Consider the following 15,300-nt stretch of genomic DNA (forward strand, 5'->3'; position numbering starts at 1 on the left):
CCCCGGGCGGGTCGCCTTGCAGCGCAGCTGTGACGTGGGGACGGGCCGGGAGGGGACGGGGCCGGACGGGGTGGGGGGCTCCGGCGCCGCCCGGTCCCTGATCGGCTCCGGGCCCGGCGGGGTCAGAACGCCGGGCGCTCCGGGTCCAGCGTCGCGCGGCCCTCCGCGGGTGAGGAGGCCTCGGCGAAGCGGCGTTGGGGGATGCGGCCCGCGCGGAAGGCCAGGCGGCCCGCCGAGACGGCGTCCCGCATGGCCGACGCCATCAGGACCGGCTCCTGTGCGCGGGTCACCGCCGAGGCCAGCATCACCGCCGCGCAGCCCAGCTCCATCGCCAGGGCCGCGTCGGACGCCGTGCCCGCGCCCGCGTCGAGGATGACCGGTACCGACGCCCGCTCCGTGATCAGCTCGAAGTTGTGCGGGTTGCGGATGCCCATGCCGGACCCGATGGGGGAGCCGAGCGGCATGATCGCCGCGCAGCCCACGTCCTCCAGCTTCCGCGCGAGCACCGGGTCGTCGTTGGTGTACGGCAGGACCGTGAAGCCCTCGTCCACCAGGGTCTCGGCGGCGTCGAGCAGTTCGACGCCGTCCGGCAGGAGGGTCCGTTCGTCCGCGACCACCTCCAGCTTGATCCAGTCCGTGCCCAGCGCCTCCCGGGCCAGCCGGGCCGTGAGCACGGCCTCGCCCGCCGTGAAGCAGCCCGCCGTGTTGGGGAGGACCGAGATGCCGAGCTTGGTCAGTACGGACAGGACGGAGCCCTGGACCGTGGGGTCCAGCCGCCGCATCGCGACCGTGGTCAGTTCGGTGCCGGACGCGACGAGGGCGCGTTCCAGGACGTCCAGGCTAGGGGCCCCGCCCGTGCCCATGATCAGGCGGGAGGAGAAGGTCCGGCCGCCGAGGGTGAAGAGGTCGTCCGCCATGCCGCTCAGCCCCCCTGTACCGCGGTCAGGATTTCCACCCGGTCGCCGTCGCCGACGACCGTGGCCGGCCACTGCCCGCGCGGCACCACGGTTTCGTTGAGCGCGGCGGCGACCCCGGAGGGCGCCGTGGTCAGGGTGGCGACCACCGTGTCGAGGGTGGCGCCGACCGCGACCTCGCGCGGTTCGCCGTTGACGGAGATGGTCATGCGTACGACTCCTGACGTGCGGCGGAGAACCGGCGGGGGGTGAAGGGACGCGCGATCTCCGGTAGTTCGCCGGTGGCCAGCAGCTCGGCGAGGACCTCGCCGGTGAGCGGGGTCAGCAGCACTCCGTTGCGGTAGTGGCCGGTGGCCAGGTGCAGGCCCGGCAGGTCGGTCGGGCCGAGCAGCGGGGCGTTGTCGGGGGAGCCGGGGCGCAGGCCCGCCCGGGTCTCGGTGAGGGGGAGTTCGGTGATGCCGGGGACCAGTTCGTGGGCGTCGCGCAGGAGTTCGTAGACCCCGCCCGCGGTGACGGTGGTGTCCCAGCCCAGTTCCTCGCTGGTGGCGCCGACGACGAGTTCGCCGTTCTCGCGCGGCACGAGGTAGACGTGGCTGCCGCGCACGACGGCGCGTACGGTCCGCGACAGGAACGGCGCGTACGCGGCCGGCACCGTGAGCCGCAGCACCTGGCCCTTGACGGGCCGTACGGGGGCCGCGACCTCCGGCGGTACGCCCGCCAGCCGGCCGGTGAGGGAGCCCGCGGCGAGGACCACCTGGTCGGCGAGCAGTTCCGTACCGTCGGCGAGGAGGGCGCCCGTCGCGCGGTCGGTGGTGGTGAGCAGTCGTTCCGCGCCCGACCGGTGGATGGTGACGCCGGCCCGTTCGCAGGCGGCCAGCAGGGCCGCCGCGAGCCGGCGGGGGTCGACCTGGTGGTCGCCGTCGACGCGCAGGCCGCCGCGTACGCCCGGGGCGAGCATGGGCTCCAGACGGCGGCACTCGCGGCCGGTGAGCCACTCGGACTCCAGGCCGCAGCGGCGCTGCAGGGCGTGCAGCTCGCGCAGGTGGAGGCGGTCGTCGGCGTCGAGGGCGACGGCGAGGGTGCCGCAGGCGCGGTAGCCGATGTCCAGGCCGCCGCTCGCTTCGGCGAGCTCGGCGGCGAACTGCGGATAGCGTGCGGCGGAGGCGAGGCCGAGGCCGAGCAGGGCTTCCTCGCCGTAGTGCAGCTCGGTGACGGGGGCGAGCATGCCGGCCGCGACCTGGGCGGCGCCGCCGCCGGGTGCGGGGTCGGCGAGTACGGTGCGCAGCCCGCGCGCGGCGGCCCGCCAGGCGGTGACCAGGCCGATGATTCCGCCCCCGATGACGAGGACGTCGGATCCCTTGCGGGATGTTCGGGATGTTCGGGATGAGTGCATGGGCGTCCAGCCCCTCCCTTCGCCGGCATGACCCGGATCAGGTTCGTACGGTCGGAGGCCGGCCAGCCTCCCTCTCAGCCCGGTGCGCCGGACTCCCGCGATAGGTACGGTGGCCAGACTAACCCGGCGGTGGACGGCCGGTAAGGCGGCACCTATTCCTGACGGAGCGTCAGATGATTAGGCTGGCCGCGTGAGCGAGCAGACGGAACAGAATCAGCGCGGCGTCGTGATCGTCGGCGCCGGAATGGCCGGGGTGCAGACCGCGGTCGCCCTGCGAGAACAGGGGTTCACCGGCCCCGTGACCCTGCTGGGAGCCGAACCCCACCAGCCCTACGACCGGCCCCCGCTGTCCAAGGCGGTCCTCCTCGGCAAGGCCGAGGACTCCGCCTTCGACGTGGACTTCGAAGGGCTCGACATCCGCCTGCGGCTCGGCACCGAGGTCACCGGACTGCGCGCCGCCGACCACGAGCTGGACACCGAGGCGGGACCCGTCCCCTACGGGATCCTCGTCCTGGCCACCGGCGCGCAGCCGCTGACCCTGCCCGGGACCGAGGGCGTCCCCGGCGTCCACCTGCTGCGCACCCTGGACGACGCGGCCCGGCTGCGCCCGGTGCTGGCCGCGTCGCCCCGGACCGTGGTCGTCGGGGCGGGCTGGATCGGCGCCGAGTTCGCCACCGCCGCCCGCGAGGCGGGCTGCGAGGTCACCGTGGTCGAGGCGGCGGACCGGGTGCTGGCGGGGGCGCTCCCCGCCGAGGCCACCGAGCCGATGGCGCGCTGGTACGAGGAGGCCGGCGCCGGGCTGATCACCGGGGCGAAGGTCGCCGGGATCGAGGACGGGCGGGTCCTGCTGGCCGACGGGCGCGTCCTGCCCGCCGGCGCGGTGGTGGTGGGCATCGGCGCGCGCCCCGCGACCGGATGGCTGGCCGGGACCGGCGTGGAGTGCGGCCCCGACGGCTCGGTCACCGCGGACGCGTACCTGCGGACCTCGCTGCCCGATGTGTACGCGGTCGGCGACTGCGCCTCCTTCCCGTCCGGGAGGTACGGGACGCGGCTGCTCGTGCACCACTGGGACAACGCGCTCCAGGGCCCGCGGACGGTCGCGGCGAACATCCTCGCCGGGGAGCCGGACCGGGTCTACGACCCGGTGCCGTACTTCTGGTCGGAGCAGTTCGGGCGCTTCGTGCAGTACGCCGGACACCACGGCGGGGCCGACACCCTGCTCCTGCGCGGGGACGCGGCCGGGCCCTCCTGGTCGGTGTGCTGGCTGAAGGCCGGCGCACTCGTCGCCGTCCTGGCCGTGGGCCGCCCGCGCGACCTGGCGCAGGGACGCCGCCTGATCGAGACGGGGGTTCCCGTGGATCCCGCCAAGGTCTCCGACCCCGGCACCCCGCTGAAATCAGCCACGGCCTGACGGCCCGGGCGGGGTGCGGGTGCGGGTGCCGCTGCGCCGAGCCTGTTCCGGCCCCGCCCTTTCTCCGTTTCCCGGGCTCCGCCCGGGCCCGGTGCTCAATCTCCCCCGGCTACCGCTGGGAGGTGCCCCCTGGACGGGCTGAAACACGGCCTCGCCTGCGTTCGAGGCGCGGGGTCCGGGGCGGAGCCCGGGTACGGCCGCGACCCGGACGGGGCTGCTCAGGTACCGGCGGCGTGGCCGAGATGGCAGGCTTGTCCCTGTGACCGAGATTGACGCAAAGATCGATGCCCTTGTCCCCTCGTGGCTGTACCTTCCCGACATCGCGGAGATGCTGAACATCGAGGTGACCCGGGTCCGCCAGATGGTCAAGGAAGGGCAGCTCATCGCCGTCCGCCGGGGCGAGAACCGCTCCCTGCAGGTTCCGGCTCCCTTCATCGACGGCGACAAGGTCGTCAAGGGCCTCGTCGGTCTGCTGACCGTGCTGCGCGACGACCGTTTCACCGAGGAGGAGATCCTGGAATGGCTCTTCACCGAGGATCCGACCCTGCCCGGCACCCCCGTGCAGGCGCTGAGCGAGAATCGCGGCACGGAGGTGAAGCGCCGCGCGCAGGCGCTCGCCCTCTGACCTGATCGCCTTCGCTCCACAGCGGTGTACGGACCGGGCCGCGGCCCGGCCCGTACGCCGCATCCACCACGGGGGGTACACCCATGCAGCTGTCCGACGCCCGGCTCTACCTCTGCACGGACGCCCGCAAGCGCCAGGGTGACCTCCCCGAGTTCCTCGACGCCGTGCTCTCGTCGGGTGTGGACATCGTCCAGCTCCGCGACAAGGGCATGGAGGCGGGGGAGGAGCTCGAACACCTCCACGTCTTCGCCGAGGCCGCCCGCCGCCACGGCAAGCTCCTCGCCGTGAACGACCGCGCCGACGTCGCCCACGCCATCGGCTCCGACGTCCTGCACCTCGGCCAGGGCGACATCCCCGTCCCCGCGGCCCGCGCCATCCTCGGCGAGCAGGTGCTGATCGGCCGGTCCTGCCACGCCGAGGCCGAGGTCGACGCGGCCGTGGCCGAAGCCGGCGTGGACTACTTCTGCACCGGACCCTGCTGGCCCACCCCCACCAAGCCCGGCCGCCACGCGCCCGGCCTCGATCTGGTCCGGTACGCGGCCTCGCTGGAGCAGGACCGGCCCTGGTTCGCCATCGGCGGCATCGACGGCTCGAACCTGGACGAGGTGCTGGACGCCGGCGCCACCCGCGTCGTGGTCGTCCGCGCGCTCACCGAGGCCACCGACCCCGGTGCGGCCGCCGCCGAGCTCGCCAAGCGGGTACGGGCCCGCCTCGGCTGAGTCCTGTCCGCCCGGACAGCGCACGGCCACCGCCATCGCCTCCACCCGCGTACCGGCGGCAGCGGTTTTCGGCCAGAGCCGGGCCTCCAGGTGTCCAAAAACGTGTCCAAAACGTGGACAAGGCTTCGGTGTCCGCCGGGCCGCGTCTAACCTGCCCACATGGCCTCTGGTACCGCTTCCACCTGGTCGGACCGTGCGCACACGGTCCGCGACCTCCTCGCGTCCGGGCGCTCGTACTCCTTCGAGTTCTGGGCCCCGAAGACGGAGAAGGGCGAACGCAACCTCTGGAACGCCCTGCGCCGGGTCGAGGCGGTATCCCCCAGCTTCGTCTCCGTCACCTACGGAGCCGGCGGCTCCACGCGCGGCGGCACGGTCAAGGCCACCCAGGAGATCGCCGCGGACACCACCCTGACCCCCGTCGCGCACCTCACCGCCGTGGACCACTCGGTCGCGGAGCTGCGCAACGTCATCGGGCAGTTCGCGGACGCCGGGATCCGGAACATGCTCGTCGTGCGCGGTGACCCGCCGGGCGACCCGATGGGCGAGTGGGTGGCGCACCCCGAGGGCGTGCACTACGCCGCCGACCTGGTCCGGCTGGTCAAGGAGTCCGGCGACTTCTGCGTCGGCGTCGCCGCCTTCCCCGAGATGCACCCGCGTTCGACGGACTGGGACACGGACATCCGGCACTTCGTGGACAAGTGCCACGCCGGAGCCGACTACGCGATCACCCAGATGTTCTTCGATCCGGAGAATTATCTGCGGCTGCGCGACGGCGTCGAGAAGGCGGGCTGCGAGACCCCGATCATCCCCGAGGTCATGCCTGTTGTGGGTATCAAGCAGCTCGACCGACTGCCCCAACTCAGCAACGCGGTCTTCCCCGCAGACGTGAAAGAGCGCATGCTCGCCGTCAAGGACGACCCGGCCGCTGTACGCTCCATTGGCATCGAGTTCGCCACGGAGTTCTGCGCGCGACTGCTGTCCGAGGGTGTCCCGGGCCTGCACTTCATCACGCTCAACAATTCCACGGCGACTCTCGAGATCTACGAGAACCTGGGCCTGCACCAGCGGGCCTGATCGGCCGTCCCCGTTCCCGCGCCGGCGGCCGTACCGAGAGGGGCCATGCATGGGAATGACGGTCCTCTACACCGCGTTCGGTTTCGTCGCGCTGTGGCTGCTTGCCGAGGTCCTGATGCAGTACAAGGCCCGGCTCCGCTGGCGCCTGCTCGCCTTCGCCGGCTTCCTCGGCGTGGTCGCCGGAGTGGTCCTGCCGTCGGTGCTGGTCATCGGGGCCGGCGCGGCGGCGTTCGCCGTGGGCCAGACCCTGGTGACCCTGTCCTTCCGCAAGGGCTTCGTGGCCGGCTGGGCGCTGCGCCGCGGCGGTGAGCCCGCCCCGCAGCAGACGCGCCGCCGCCGGTCGGCCGGCACCAAGCAGGAGCCCGCGCTCCGGGTGACCGCGCTGGAGTACGAGGACGCGAACGGGGCTGCGGCCGAGCGGCCGCTCCGGGACGCACCCGAAGCGGTCTACAGCCCGGAGCCGGTCCCCGAGGACACCGGGTCGTACGGGATACAGAGTTTCGCGCCGGCCCCCGAGGTCGACCGGACGGCTGCCTTCGCCTCGCCGTTCACCACGGCCGAGCAGGACGCCCACCAGTACGCCGCGTACTACGACCAGCAGAACCAGGGCGGCTACGACTACTCGGGCGGTTACCCGACGGGTGATCAGCAGCAGGTGTACGCCGCCTACTCGGACCCGTACATCGGCACCGGCGGCGGCGTCGTCCCGCCCCAGCCGTACGACTACACCCCGTACGCCGACTACGGGCAGCAGCAGTACTCCACGGACACCCCGCCCGGCGGGGTCTGGGTCCCGCAGCAGCGGTCCACCGACGGGGCCGGCCAGTCCTACCCGATGGAGGACCAGGGCGAGCAGCCGCAGCAGTACCCGTACCCCCAGCAGGGCGGGTACGAGCAGTACCGCTACTGAGCACCGCCGCCGGTCACGGTCACCGGGAGCCGCGGAACTCCGCGCCCTCCACGATCAGGCCGGCCACCAGGGACCCGGTCATCCCGGCGTGCGGCAGCCCGCCGCCGGGGTGGGCCCAGCCACCCGCCAGGTAGAGCCCGGGCACGGCCGTGGTGTTGGCCGGCTGGAGCAGCCGGCCCCCGGCCCCCGCGAGGGCGGGCGGGGGCACCGCGCCGCCCACCGCACCCGTCGCCGCCTCGATGTCGGCCGGGGTCCGCACCTCGTGCCACAACAGCCGCTCCCGCAGGCCCTGTACGGCCTTCTCCGCGAGTTTCAGCAGCTCCTCGGGCTCCGAGGTCTCGGGCCCGTGCACGGCGCTCACGGTGACCGCCTCGTGCTCCGCGTCGGGCCGGGTGGCCGGATCGTCCGGGCGCATCACCGTCACCTGGGCCCCGGAGGCGTGGACGACCGTCCGGTGCACGGCCGCGGCGGGGCGGGCGCCGCGCAGCGCGAGCAGCAGCGTGAGCCGCCCGGGTACGCCGTCCCCGCGGGCCGGGACCGCCTCCGGCGGCCACGGCAGCGAACCGGCCGGCAGCTGCCGGGGGTCGATCCCGCACACGACCGTGTCGGCGGCGGCCTCGCTGCCGTCGGCCAGCAGCAGTCCGGCCGCCCGGCCGTCCCGGACCAGGACCTCCCGGACCTCCGCCCCGAAGACGAAGGCGACCTTGCGCTCCAGGCAGCGCTCGTACACGGCGGTGGCCAGGGCCCGCATCCCGCCGCGCACGTACCAGCTGCCGAAGGTCTGCTCCATGTACGGGAGCACGGCCGCCGAGGCGGGTGCGGTGGCGGGGTCGAGCCCGTACCCGCGCACCAGGCCGGTCAGCACCTCCGCGAGGGCGCCGCCCAGCTCCCGGTCGGCCGTCTCGGCCAGTGTCGGCGGGCGGCGGCGCAGCAGCCCGCTCCTGCGCAGGGCCGGATACGGGTCGCCGCCCAGGCTCTGCCGGGCGCCGGGCCGCAGCGGCTCCTCCAGCAGCGGGCGCCGGGTTGCGTCCCAGGCGTCGCGGGCGCGGCCCAGGACGGCGTTCCAGCGCTCGCCCGCGCCCGCGCCGAAGGCGGAGTCCAGGGCGGCGGCGACACCGCCGTGGGAGGCGCCGGGAAGGGTGACGTCGATGCCGTGGTGGGGCAGGACGTGCCGGACCGCCGGGTCCACCTGGACCATGTCGACGCATGTCTCCAGCGACCGCTTGCCGGTCTTCACGAAGAGATCGCGGTAGACGGCGGGCAGGTGCAGCAGCCCCGGTCCGGTGTCGAAGGCGAAGCCCTCGCGCTCGTAGCGGCCGACGGCTCCGCCGTAGGTCGTCCCGCGCTCGTACACCGTCACCAGGTGCCCCGCCACGGCCAGCCGGGCCGCCGTCGCCATCGCGCCCATGCCGGCGCCGATCACCGCAATTCGTGCCATGCGGCCGAGCCTATCGACCCAGGTGGCGGCCCTGTGGTCAGTGGGGTGGGGCCCCGGTGGCCTCGCGGGCCCCGGCGGCCAGGCGCTTCTCCTCGCGGCGCTGGGCACGGCGGCGCAGGAAGCGGCGGATCCTGCTCCACAGGAAGACCAGTATGGCCAGTCCGGCGGCCAGCAGGACGGCCGCGATGATCGCGGCGGCCTCGGGGTTGAACATCGCGAAGGTGACCAGGCCCGCCACGCCGAGGTCCTCGGCGATGCTCATCCCCACGTTGGTGAACGGCTCGGGGGACGTATTGATCGCCATCCGGGTGCCGGCCTTGACGAAATGGCTGGCCAGAGCCGTGGAGCCGCCGACCGCGGCGGCGGTGATGTCGGACAGCGAACCGCTCTGCCCGGCCAGCAGCGCGCCGATCACGGCGCCGGACACCGGGCGGATCACCGTGTGGACGGTGTCCCATATGGAGTCCATGTACGGGACCTTGTCCGCGATCGCCTCGCACAGGAACAGCACGGCGGCGACGGCCAGCACGTCCGTCCGCTGCAGCGACGCGGGGACGTCGTCGGTCAGGCCGGTGCGGCCGAAGATGCCGAGCAGGAGGACCACGGCGTAAGCGTTGATCCCACTGGCCCAGCCGCTGGTGAAGACCAGGGGGAGCACACTCATCGGATCATCATGCCGCACGGGAGCGCGGAAAAGTGAGGGGATGGCCGCGCCGCGGCCATCCCCTCACCCACGTTGTCCGGGGCTAGTGCCCCTGCTCGTCACGGCGGCGCTGCCACCGTTCCTCGATGCGGGTCATCATCGACCGACGCTGCCGGTTCCGGCCATGGGCCGAACCACCGGTACTACCGGAGACGGGCTGCTCGCCAGGCTTGGGTGCCTTGCGCCAACCGGTGACCACCAGGACCGTACAGCCCAGCATGACGAGGAACCCCACCACGCTGATCCAGAGCACGTTCGGAATGATCACACCGGTCATGAGGAGCGCGATACCCACCACAATGCCTGCGACTGCCTGGTAGACCCGTCGCCGGGTGTACGTACGCAGTCCGCTTCCCTCAAGCGCTGTCGCGAACTTGGGATCTTCGGCGTACAGCGCTCGCTCCATCTGCTCGAGCATTCGCTGCTCGTGCTCCGAGAGCGGCACGGGAGTCCTCCTCATCCGTCGGTCGCGGGGGTAGCGACCAGGGGTCCCCTTCAGGATAGGCGGGGAATCGCCCCCGTGACACCCGCCCTCTACGCCACGTTCCAAAAAGACACGGCCCAGAAATGACGCAGCCGGTGAATGCGCTGCGTGAAAACCGTACCGCCGCGGGGGCGGTCACTGAGGCCGTTATTCCCCAATGGTCCGTCCGCCATGCCGGTCACTGCACCTGATCATACGGGGCCGACCGGCGGAACGGCGGGTGTGCGGCCGACTCCGCCCGCGGAAGATCGCAGTTCAGGCCTGCTTCTCGCCCAGGACGTGCAGCTGGGTGGCGACCGCGTGGAAGGCGGGCAGCTCGGCCGCGGCCTCCTCCAGACGCAGCAGAGCCTCCACCGCGCCGGGCTCGGTGTCCACCAGGACCCCGGGAACGAGGTCGGCGAAGATCCGCACGCCGTGCACCGCGCCGACCGCGAGGCCGGAGTCGCCGACCAGCGCGGAGAGCTGCTCGGCGGTGAACCGGCGCGGTACCGGGTCGCCGGAGCCCCAGCGGCCGGCCGGGTCGGTGAGGGCCGTACGGGCCTCCGTGAAGTGCCCGGCCAGCGCGCGGGCGAGCACGGCCCCGCCGAGCCCGGCGGCCAGCAGGCTGAGCGTGCCGCCGGCGCGCAGCGCGGCCACCGCGTTGGCCACGCCCTCGGCCGGGTCGTCGACGTACTCCAGCACTCCGTGGCAGAGCACCACGTCGTACGCGTCCCGCTCGACGACGTCCAAGAGGCCCTGGGCATCGCCCTGGACGCCGCGCACCAGATCGGCGACACCGGCCTCGGCCACCCGGCGCTCCAGCCCGAACAGCGCGTTCGGGCTGGGGTCGACCACGGTGACCCGGTGGCCCAGACGGGCCACCGGCACGGCGAACTTACCGGTGCCGCCACCGGTGTCGAGCACGTCGAGCACGTCCCGCCCGGTCGCCTTCACCCGGCGGTCGAGGGCCTCCTTGAGGACCTCCCACACCACGGCGGTGCGGAGGGAGGCACGGGGGCGGGAAGTGTCCGACACGGCTGATGGCTCCTCGGCGCGGTAAGGGTGAGCGGTCGCTGCCCACCCTATTGCCTACCGCGACCGGGCAGCTCATCCCGCGTCCGGATGCTCCGGGCGTGGTTGCGGCACGGTCTGCGGCAAGGTCTGCGACAGGGGCCGGGGCGCCGCCCGGACGGCGAGCATCCGCTCCACCAGGCGCAGGAACATCGAGGCCGCGCGCACCAGATCGTCCGCGTCCCGGCTGCTCGCCGCGTCCGCTATCCCCGCCTCGGCCCTGGCCCGTCGGGCGGCGCCGGAGGCGAAGAGCGCGCTCCACTCGGTCAGCTCCGGCGCTATCTCCGGCAGCACCTCCCACGCACTGCGGATCCGGGGCCGCCGCCGCGGGTGCACCGGCTCGGGCCGGCCGCGCGCGGCGAGTACGGCGGCGGCGGTGCGCAGTGCGGCGAGGTGGGCGGTGGCGTAGCGCTCGTTGGGGCGGGTCAGCCGGGCGGCCTCGGCCAGGCCGCTGTGGGCCTTGGCGAGCAGGTCGAGGGCGGCCGGAGGGGCCGTCGACTTCCGCAGGACGGGGTGGACAGGGGACGGGGACGGTGTGGCCATGACGAACCTCCTGTCGATGCGTTGCCCCCATCGTGACGGGCCCCACTGACAATCCGGTTGACCTGCGCTTTTGCGGGCAGATGGCCAGTAACTCCCCCCTCCTGCGCACCGGATACCGAGAAGGATGCTAGTTTTTGAACTGACCGGTCAGTTCAAAAAGAAGGGGGACGGCGTGGACAGCCCGCACGGCGCGGCCGTCAAGGCCGAGGACTTCGGACTCAAGGGCCCGCGCGGCTGGGCCTTCCGAGGAGTCGGCATCGACGCGGCGCCCGGCTCGCTCATCGCGGTCGAGGGCCCCTCCGGCAGTGGTCGGACCTGCCTGCTCCTCGCCCTCACGGGGCGGATGAAGCCCACCGCCGGACACGCCGAGGTCGGCGGCCACCGGCTGCCCAAGAAGATGTCGGCGGTCCGCCGCATCGCCGCCCTCGGACCGGTCTCCGGGATCACCGACCTCGACCAGGCCCTCACCGTCGCGGAACAGCTGCGCGAGGGAGCCCTGCTCCAGCGCCACTACGGCGCTCCGGTCCGCGCCATGCTGCGGCCCCGGGCCGAGCGCCGAGCCGCCGCCGAGGCGCGGATCGCCGCCGCCCTGGAGGCCGCCGGACTGGACCTCGCCACGCTGCCCAAGGGCGAGCGGACCTCCGTACGGGACCTGGAACGCCTCGAGTCCGTACGGCTGTCCGTCGCCATCGCGCTGCTCGGTTCCCCGGGCCTGCTGGCCCTCGACGACCTCGACCTCAAGCTGTCGGACACCGAACGCGCCGAGGCCTGGGCCCTGCTCCGCTCGGTCGCCGCCCGCGGGATCACCGTCCTCGCGGTGTGCAGCGAGGCGCCGGCCGACGCGGTCGTCCTGCGGACCTGCCCCAAGGACCCGGACGCGCCGGACGCGCCGGACGCGCCGGGCGCACCGGGCGCACCGGAGGCCGCACCGGACGCGCCCGCCGAGGCCGCCGCCGAGCCCGTCGAGGGCGCCGAGGCCGAGGGCGACACGAAGAACGGCACCGAGAACGACACGACGAACGACGCCGAGAACGACGACACGAAGGGGGCGGACGATGCGCTCGCCGAAGCTGGCCGCGCTTGAGCTGAAGCGGTTCGGGCGGGGGAAGCTGCCCCGGGCCGCTCTCGTCGCGCTGCTCCTGCTGCCGCTGCTCTACGGAGCCCTGTACCTGTGGTCCTTCTGGGACCCGTACAAGCGGCTCGACCAGGTGCCCGTCGCCATCGTCAACGCCGACAAGGGCACGACCGTCGACGGCAAGCGCCTCGAAGCCGGCGCCGAGATCGCCAAGAAGCTGCACGCCAGCAAGAAGTCCTTCGAGTGGCACGACGCGAGCGCCGAGGAAGCGGCCAAGGGCCTGGAGGACGGTACGTACTACCTGACCCTGACCCTGCCCGCCGACTTCAGCGCGAAGATCGCCTCCAGCTCCGGCGACGACCCCACCACCGGGGCCCTCCAGGTCCGCACGAACGACGCCAACAACTACATCGTCGGCTCGATCTCGCGCTCCGTCTTCGCCGAGGTCCGCTCCGCGGCGTCCGCCAACGCCTCCCGCGGCTTCCTCGACAAGATCTTCGTCAACTTCTCCGACCTGCACGACAAGACCGCCGAGGCGGCCGACGGCGCCGACAAGCTCAAGGACGGCGCCGGCAAGGCCAAGGACGGCGCGAAGGAGCTCGCCGACGGCCTCGACACGGCGGGGGAGAAGAGCGGCGAGCTCAACACCGGTCTGAAGAAGCTCAACTCGGCGGCCGGCAAGCTGGAGACCGGCTCCAAGGACGTCGCGGACGGCACCCAGGCCCTGGCCGACAAGGTCAACGGGGCCGCGGACAAGGCCCGCCCCTTCGTCAAGGATCCCAAGAACCTGGCGGACACCGCCGAGCTGGTCGCCGACAGTGCGAAGGTCGTGAACAACCACCTCGCCACCTTCACCGAGAAGGCCCCGGCCGCCGCGGCCCTCGCCAAGAAGGCCTCCACCGGCGCGGACGCCTACTACACCAAGCACTGCGTCACCCCCGGCGGCGAACCGCACCTCGCCTCCTGCCCCGACCTGAAGAAGGTCAGGGACGACGCGGCCGAGGCCGCCGAGCTCAGCGGGGACGTCAGCGCGCTGGTCAAGAACGCCAACGGTGACGTCGGCAAGCTCCGCACCCAGCTCGCCGATCTGGAGAAGAAGGCCCGCGAGCTCGTCGACAAGGCCCCCCAGCTCGCGGGTGACCTCGACGCGGCCGTCGCCAAGGTCAACGCCCTCAACACCGGCGCCCACAAGGTCTCCACCGGCATGGCCCAGCTGCACACCGGCCTCGGCTCCGCCACCACCGGCTCCGGCGCCCTCAGTGACGGCGTCGGCAGGCTCGGCGACGGCGCCCACCGCCTCGACGGCGGCATGTACAAGCTCGTCGACGGCACCGGCGAACTCGCCGGCGGCCTGCACGAGGGGGCCGGCAAGATCCCCGACTACGACCAGCAGCAGCGCGACCGGCGCACGCAGGTCATGGCCGACCCGATCCAGCTCGCCAACCAGTCCCTGCACAAGGCGCCCAACTACGGCACCGGCTTCGCCCCGTACTTCATCCCGCTCTCCCTCTGGGTCGGCGCGATGGTCGCCTACATGCTGATCGCCCCGCTCAACCGGCGGGCCCTGGCCGCCGGCGCCTCGCCCTGGCGGGTCGCCCTCGCCGGCTGGCTGCCGGTGGCGGGCCTCGGCGCGGCCCAGATGGGCCTGCTGATGTCCGTACTGCACTGGGCGCCCGGCCTCGGCCTGAAGATGGCCCACCCGGCCCTGACCATCGCCTTCCTGATGCTGGTCACCGGCTGCTTCGCGGCGATCGTCCAGTGGCTCAACGCCAAGTTCGGCGCGGCCGGCCGCATCCTGGTGCTGGCCGTCCTTATGCTCCAGCTGACCTCGGCGGGCGGTACGTACCCCGTCCAGACCAGCCCGGACTTCTTCAACTGGATCCACCCGTACCTGCCGATGTCGTACATCGTCGAGAGCCTGCGCCGCCTCATCACCGGTGGCGATCTCGCCCCGGTCTGGCAGGGCAGCGCCGTCCTGCTGGCCTTCACCGTGGGTGCTCTCGCCCTCACCGCGCTCGCCGCCCGCGGCAAGCAGGTGTGGACCATGGACCGACTGCACCCCGAACTGAGCCTGTAGGGACGTGTTGACCTGTGACAATCAGCGCCATGGAAAGCAGCAGCACCGGTACGGGTACCGGCGGGGGCCGTCGTGCGGCCACCCGGCAGAAGCTCTACGAAGCGGCCGTGACCCTCATCGCCGAGCAGGGCTTCTCCGCGACCACGGTCGATGAGATCGCCGAGCGGGCGGGAGTCGCGAAGGGCACGGTCTACTACAACTTCGCGAGCAAGAACGAGCTCTTCGAGGAGCTGCTGCGGCACGGCGTCGGCCTGCTGACCGTCTCGCTGCGGACCGCGGCCGAGGAGACGGAGGCCCGCGGCGGCAGCCGGGTCGAGGCGCTGGACGCGATGATCCGCGCGGGACTCGTCTTCATCGACCGCTACCCGGCCTTCACCCAGCTGTACGTCGCCGAGCTGTGGCGCACCAACCGCGCGTGGCAGTCCACGCTGATGGTGGTCCGGCAGGAGGCCGTGGCCGTCGTCGAGAAGGTGCTGCGCGAGGGTGTCGAGCGGGGTGAGCTGAGCGCCGAGATCGACGTGCCGCTGACGGCGGCCGCGATGGTCGGGATGGTGCTGGTGGCCGCCCTGGACTGGCAGTCCTTCCAGAGCGAGCGGTCCCTGGACGACGTGCACTCGGCGCTGTCGCTGCTGCTGCGGGGCCGGGTCAGCGGAAACCGCTGAACCCCGGTGTCCGCCGCGCCCCGGCGCACCACGACCCCCCCAGTCGGCGGTGCCGCGGGGGCGCGCCGCCCCGTAGAACTGGTGGGGCCGGCCGCGACGGCTGAGTATCCGTACCTAGGCACGGAAATGAGTACGTGCGCGGATGGGCTCCCACCTGCGCGGACGCCAGACTGGGAGCAACGGACAGGAGACCCGGTCCGCACCGCGGACACGGGGCTGCGG

16 protein-coding genes and 1 riboswitch are annotated in these 15,300 nt (G+C 73.0%); of the genes, 8 read left to right on the top strand and 8 right to left on the bottom strand.

Features of this window, described 5'->3' with window-relative positions; translation table 11 throughout:
- Positions 1-122 precede the first annotated feature (122 nt).
- The 3 genes from OG373_RS28005 to thiO form a co-directional block, all read right to left on the bottom strand.
- Complete coding sequence (locus OG373_RS28005; RefSeq protein ID WP_405441074.1) at positions 123-917, bottom strand: thiazole synthase; 795 nt, start codon at positions 915-917, stop codon at positions 123-125.
- A gap of 5 nt (positions 918-922) precedes the next feature.
- Complete coding sequence (gene thiS, locus OG373_RS28010; protein WP_405441076.1) at positions 923-1,123, bottom strand: sulfur carrier protein ThiS; 201 nt, start codon at positions 1,121-1,123, stop codon at positions 923-925.
- Positions 1,120-2,307 (bottom strand): glycine oxidase ThiO, encoded by a 1,188-nt coding sequence (gene thiO / locus OG373_RS28015; RefSeq protein WP_405441078.1) that lies wholly within the window; start codon positions 2,305-2,307, stop codon positions 1,120-1,122. Before thiO ends, thiS begins: the two co-directional genes overlap by 4 nt.
- Positions 2,305-2,416: riboswitch (TPP riboswitch) on the bottom strand. Its footprint overlaps the gene before it by 3 nt.
- Positions 2,417-2,497: 81 nt before the next feature.
- On the opposite strand from thiO, the gene OG373_RS28020 reads away from it, so the two are divergent.
- The 5 genes from OG373_RS28020 to OG373_RS28040 all read left to right on the top strand — a co-directional run bounded on the left by OG373_RS28020 (position 2,498) and on the right by OG373_RS28040 (position 7,046).
- Positions 2,498-3,718 carry an NAD(P)/FAD-dependent oxidoreductase gene (locus OG373_RS28020; RefSeq protein ID WP_405441079.1) on the top strand — a complete coding sequence of 407 codons (1,221 nt, stop codon included), beginning with the start codon at positions 2,498-2,500 and terminating at the stop codon, positions 3,716-3,718.
- Positions 3,719-3,977: 259 nt separating this feature from the next.
- Positions 3,978-4,343: an Rv2175c family DNA-binding protein gene (locus tag OG373_RS28025; RefSeq protein ID WP_030724382.1), complete on the top strand. Its 366-nt coding sequence runs from the start codon at positions 3,978-3,980 to the stop codon at positions 4,341-4,343.
- Positions 4,344-4,426: 83 nt separating this feature from the next.
- Entirely contained in the window at positions 4,427-5,062 is a 636-nt protein-coding gene (gene thiE, locus OG373_RS28030; RefSeq protein ID WP_405441080.1) for a thiamine phosphate synthase, read from the top strand.
- Between the two features lie 159 nt (positions 5,063-5,221).
- On the top strand, positions 5,222-6,136 hold the full coding sequence (gene metF / locus OG373_RS28035; RefSeq protein ID WP_052872552.1) for a methylenetetrahydrofolate reductase [NAD(P)H]: 915 nt from the start codon (positions 5,222-5,224) through the stop codon (positions 6,134-6,136).
- Positions 6,137-6,185: 49 nt separating this feature from the next.
- Positions 6,186-7,046, top strand: a complete 861-nt coding sequence (locus OG373_RS28040) for a hypothetical protein (protein ID WP_405441082.1) — start codon at positions 6,186-6,188, stop codon at positions 7,044-7,046.
- A 19-nt stretch (positions 7,047-7,065) separates the two neighbouring features.
- Here the strand turns inward: OG373_RS28040 and OG373_RS28045 are convergent, their stop codons facing one another.
- The 5 genes from OG373_RS28045 to OG373_RS28065 all read right to left on the bottom strand — a co-directional run bounded on the left by OG373_RS28045 (position 7,066) and on the right by OG373_RS28065 (position 11,264).
- The gene (locus tag OG373_RS28045; RefSeq protein ID WP_405441083.1) at positions 7,066-8,484 is read right to left on the bottom strand and encodes a phytoene desaturase family protein; all 1,419 of its coding nucleotides are present in this window, start codon (positions 8,482-8,484) and stop codon (positions 7,066-7,068) included.
- A gap of 37 nt (positions 8,485-8,521) precedes the next feature.
- Positions 8,522-9,148, bottom strand: a complete 627-nt coding sequence (locus OG373_RS28050; RefSeq protein WP_405441085.1) for a DUF4126 domain-containing protein — start codon at positions 9,146-9,148, stop codon at positions 8,522-8,524.
- A gap of 82 nt (positions 9,149-9,230) precedes the next feature.
- Positions 9,231-9,632: a DUF3040 domain-containing protein gene (locus OG373_RS28055; RefSeq protein ID WP_327735052.1), complete on the bottom strand. Its 402-nt coding sequence runs from the start codon at positions 9,630-9,632 to the stop codon at positions 9,231-9,233.
- Positions 9,633-9,926: 294 nt separating this feature from the next.
- On the bottom strand, positions 9,927-10,685 hold the full coding sequence (locus tag OG373_RS28060; protein ID WP_397737458.1) for a methyltransferase: 759 nt from the start codon (positions 10,683-10,685) through the stop codon (positions 9,927-9,929).
- Between the two features lie 72 nt (positions 10,686-10,757).
- On the bottom strand, positions 10,758-11,264 hold the full coding sequence (locus OG373_RS28065) for an SAV_6107 family HEPN domain-containing protein (RefSeq protein WP_405441086.1): 507 nt from the start codon (positions 11,262-11,264) through the stop codon (positions 10,758-10,760).
- A gap of 172 nt (positions 11,265-11,436) precedes the next feature.
- On the opposite strand from OG373_RS28065, the gene OG373_RS28070 reads away from it, so the two are divergent.
- From OG373_RS28070 to OG373_RS28080, 3 genes are read left to right on the top strand one after another with little or no spacing between them, the layout of a single operon-like run.
- Positions 11,437-12,348, top strand: a complete 912-nt coding sequence (locus OG373_RS28070; protein WP_405441087.1) for an ATP-binding cassette domain-containing protein — start codon at positions 11,437-11,439, stop codon at positions 12,346-12,348.
- Positions 12,320-14,416: a YhgE/Pip family protein gene (locus tag OG373_RS28075; RefSeq protein WP_405441088.1), complete on the top strand. Its 2,097-nt coding sequence runs from the start codon at positions 12,320-12,322 to the stop codon at positions 14,414-14,416. Before OG373_RS28070 ends, OG373_RS28075 begins: the two co-directional genes overlap by 29 nt.
- A gap of 29 nt (positions 14,417-14,445) precedes the next feature.
- On the top strand, positions 14,446-15,078 hold the full coding sequence (locus tag OG373_RS28080) for a TetR/AcrR family transcriptional regulator (protein WP_052872560.1): 633 nt from the start codon (positions 14,446-14,448) through the stop codon (positions 15,076-15,078).
- Positions 15,079-15,300: the final 222 nt, after the last annotated feature.

Source organism: Streptomyces avidinii, from assembly GCF_045161815.1.
Lineage (GTDB): Bacteria > Actinomycetota > Actinomycetes > Streptomycetales > Streptomycetaceae > Streptomyces > Streptomyces avidinii.

What these genes read in the sequence shown, in the direction of transcription:
- thiO (WP_405441078.1), bottom strand. Translation starts at nt 2,307, where the DNA reads ATGCACTCATCCCGAACATCCCGAACATCCCGCAAGGGATCCGACGTC.
- OG373_RS28005 (WP_405441074.1), bottom strand. Translation starts at nt 917, where the DNA reads ATGGCGGACGACCTCTTCACCCTCGGCGGCCGGACCTTCTCCTCCCGC.
- OG373_RS28065 (WP_405441086.1), bottom strand. Translation starts at nt 11,264, where the DNA reads ATGGCCACACCGTCCCCGTCCCCTGTCCACCCCGTCCTGCGGAAGTCG.
- OG373_RS28050 (WP_405441085.1), bottom strand. Translation starts at nt 9,148, where the DNA reads ATGAGTGTGCTCCCCCTGGTCTTCACCAGCGGCTGGGCCAGTGGGATC.
- OG373_RS28080 (WP_052872560.1), top strand. Translation starts at nt 14,446, where the DNA reads ATGGAAAGCAGCAGCACCGGTACGGGTACCGGCGGGGGCCGTCGTGCG.
- metF (WP_052872552.1), top strand. Translation starts at nt 5,222, where the DNA reads ATGGCCTCTGGTACCGCTTCCACCTGGTCGGACCGTGCGCACACGGTC.
- OG373_RS28040 (WP_405441082.1), top strand. Translation starts at nt 6,186, where the DNA reads ATGGGAATGACGGTCCTCTACACCGCGTTCGGTTTCGTCGCGCTGTGG.
- OG373_RS28075 (WP_405441088.1), top strand. Translation starts at nt 12,320, where the DNA reads ATGCGCTCGCCGAAGCTGGCCGCGCTTGAGCTGAAGCGGTTCGGGCGG.
- thiE (WP_405441080.1), top strand. Translation starts at nt 4,427, where the DNA reads ATGCAGCTGTCCGACGCCCGGCTCTACCTCTGCACGGACGCCCGCAAG.
- OG373_RS28045 (WP_405441083.1), bottom strand. Translation starts at nt 8,484, where the DNA reads ATGGCACGAATTGCGGTGATCGGCGCCGGCATGGGCGCGATGGCGACG.
- thiS (WP_405441076.1), bottom strand. Translation starts at nt 1,123, where the DNA reads ATGACCATCTCCGTCAACGGCGAACCGCGCGAGGTCGCGGTCGGCGCC.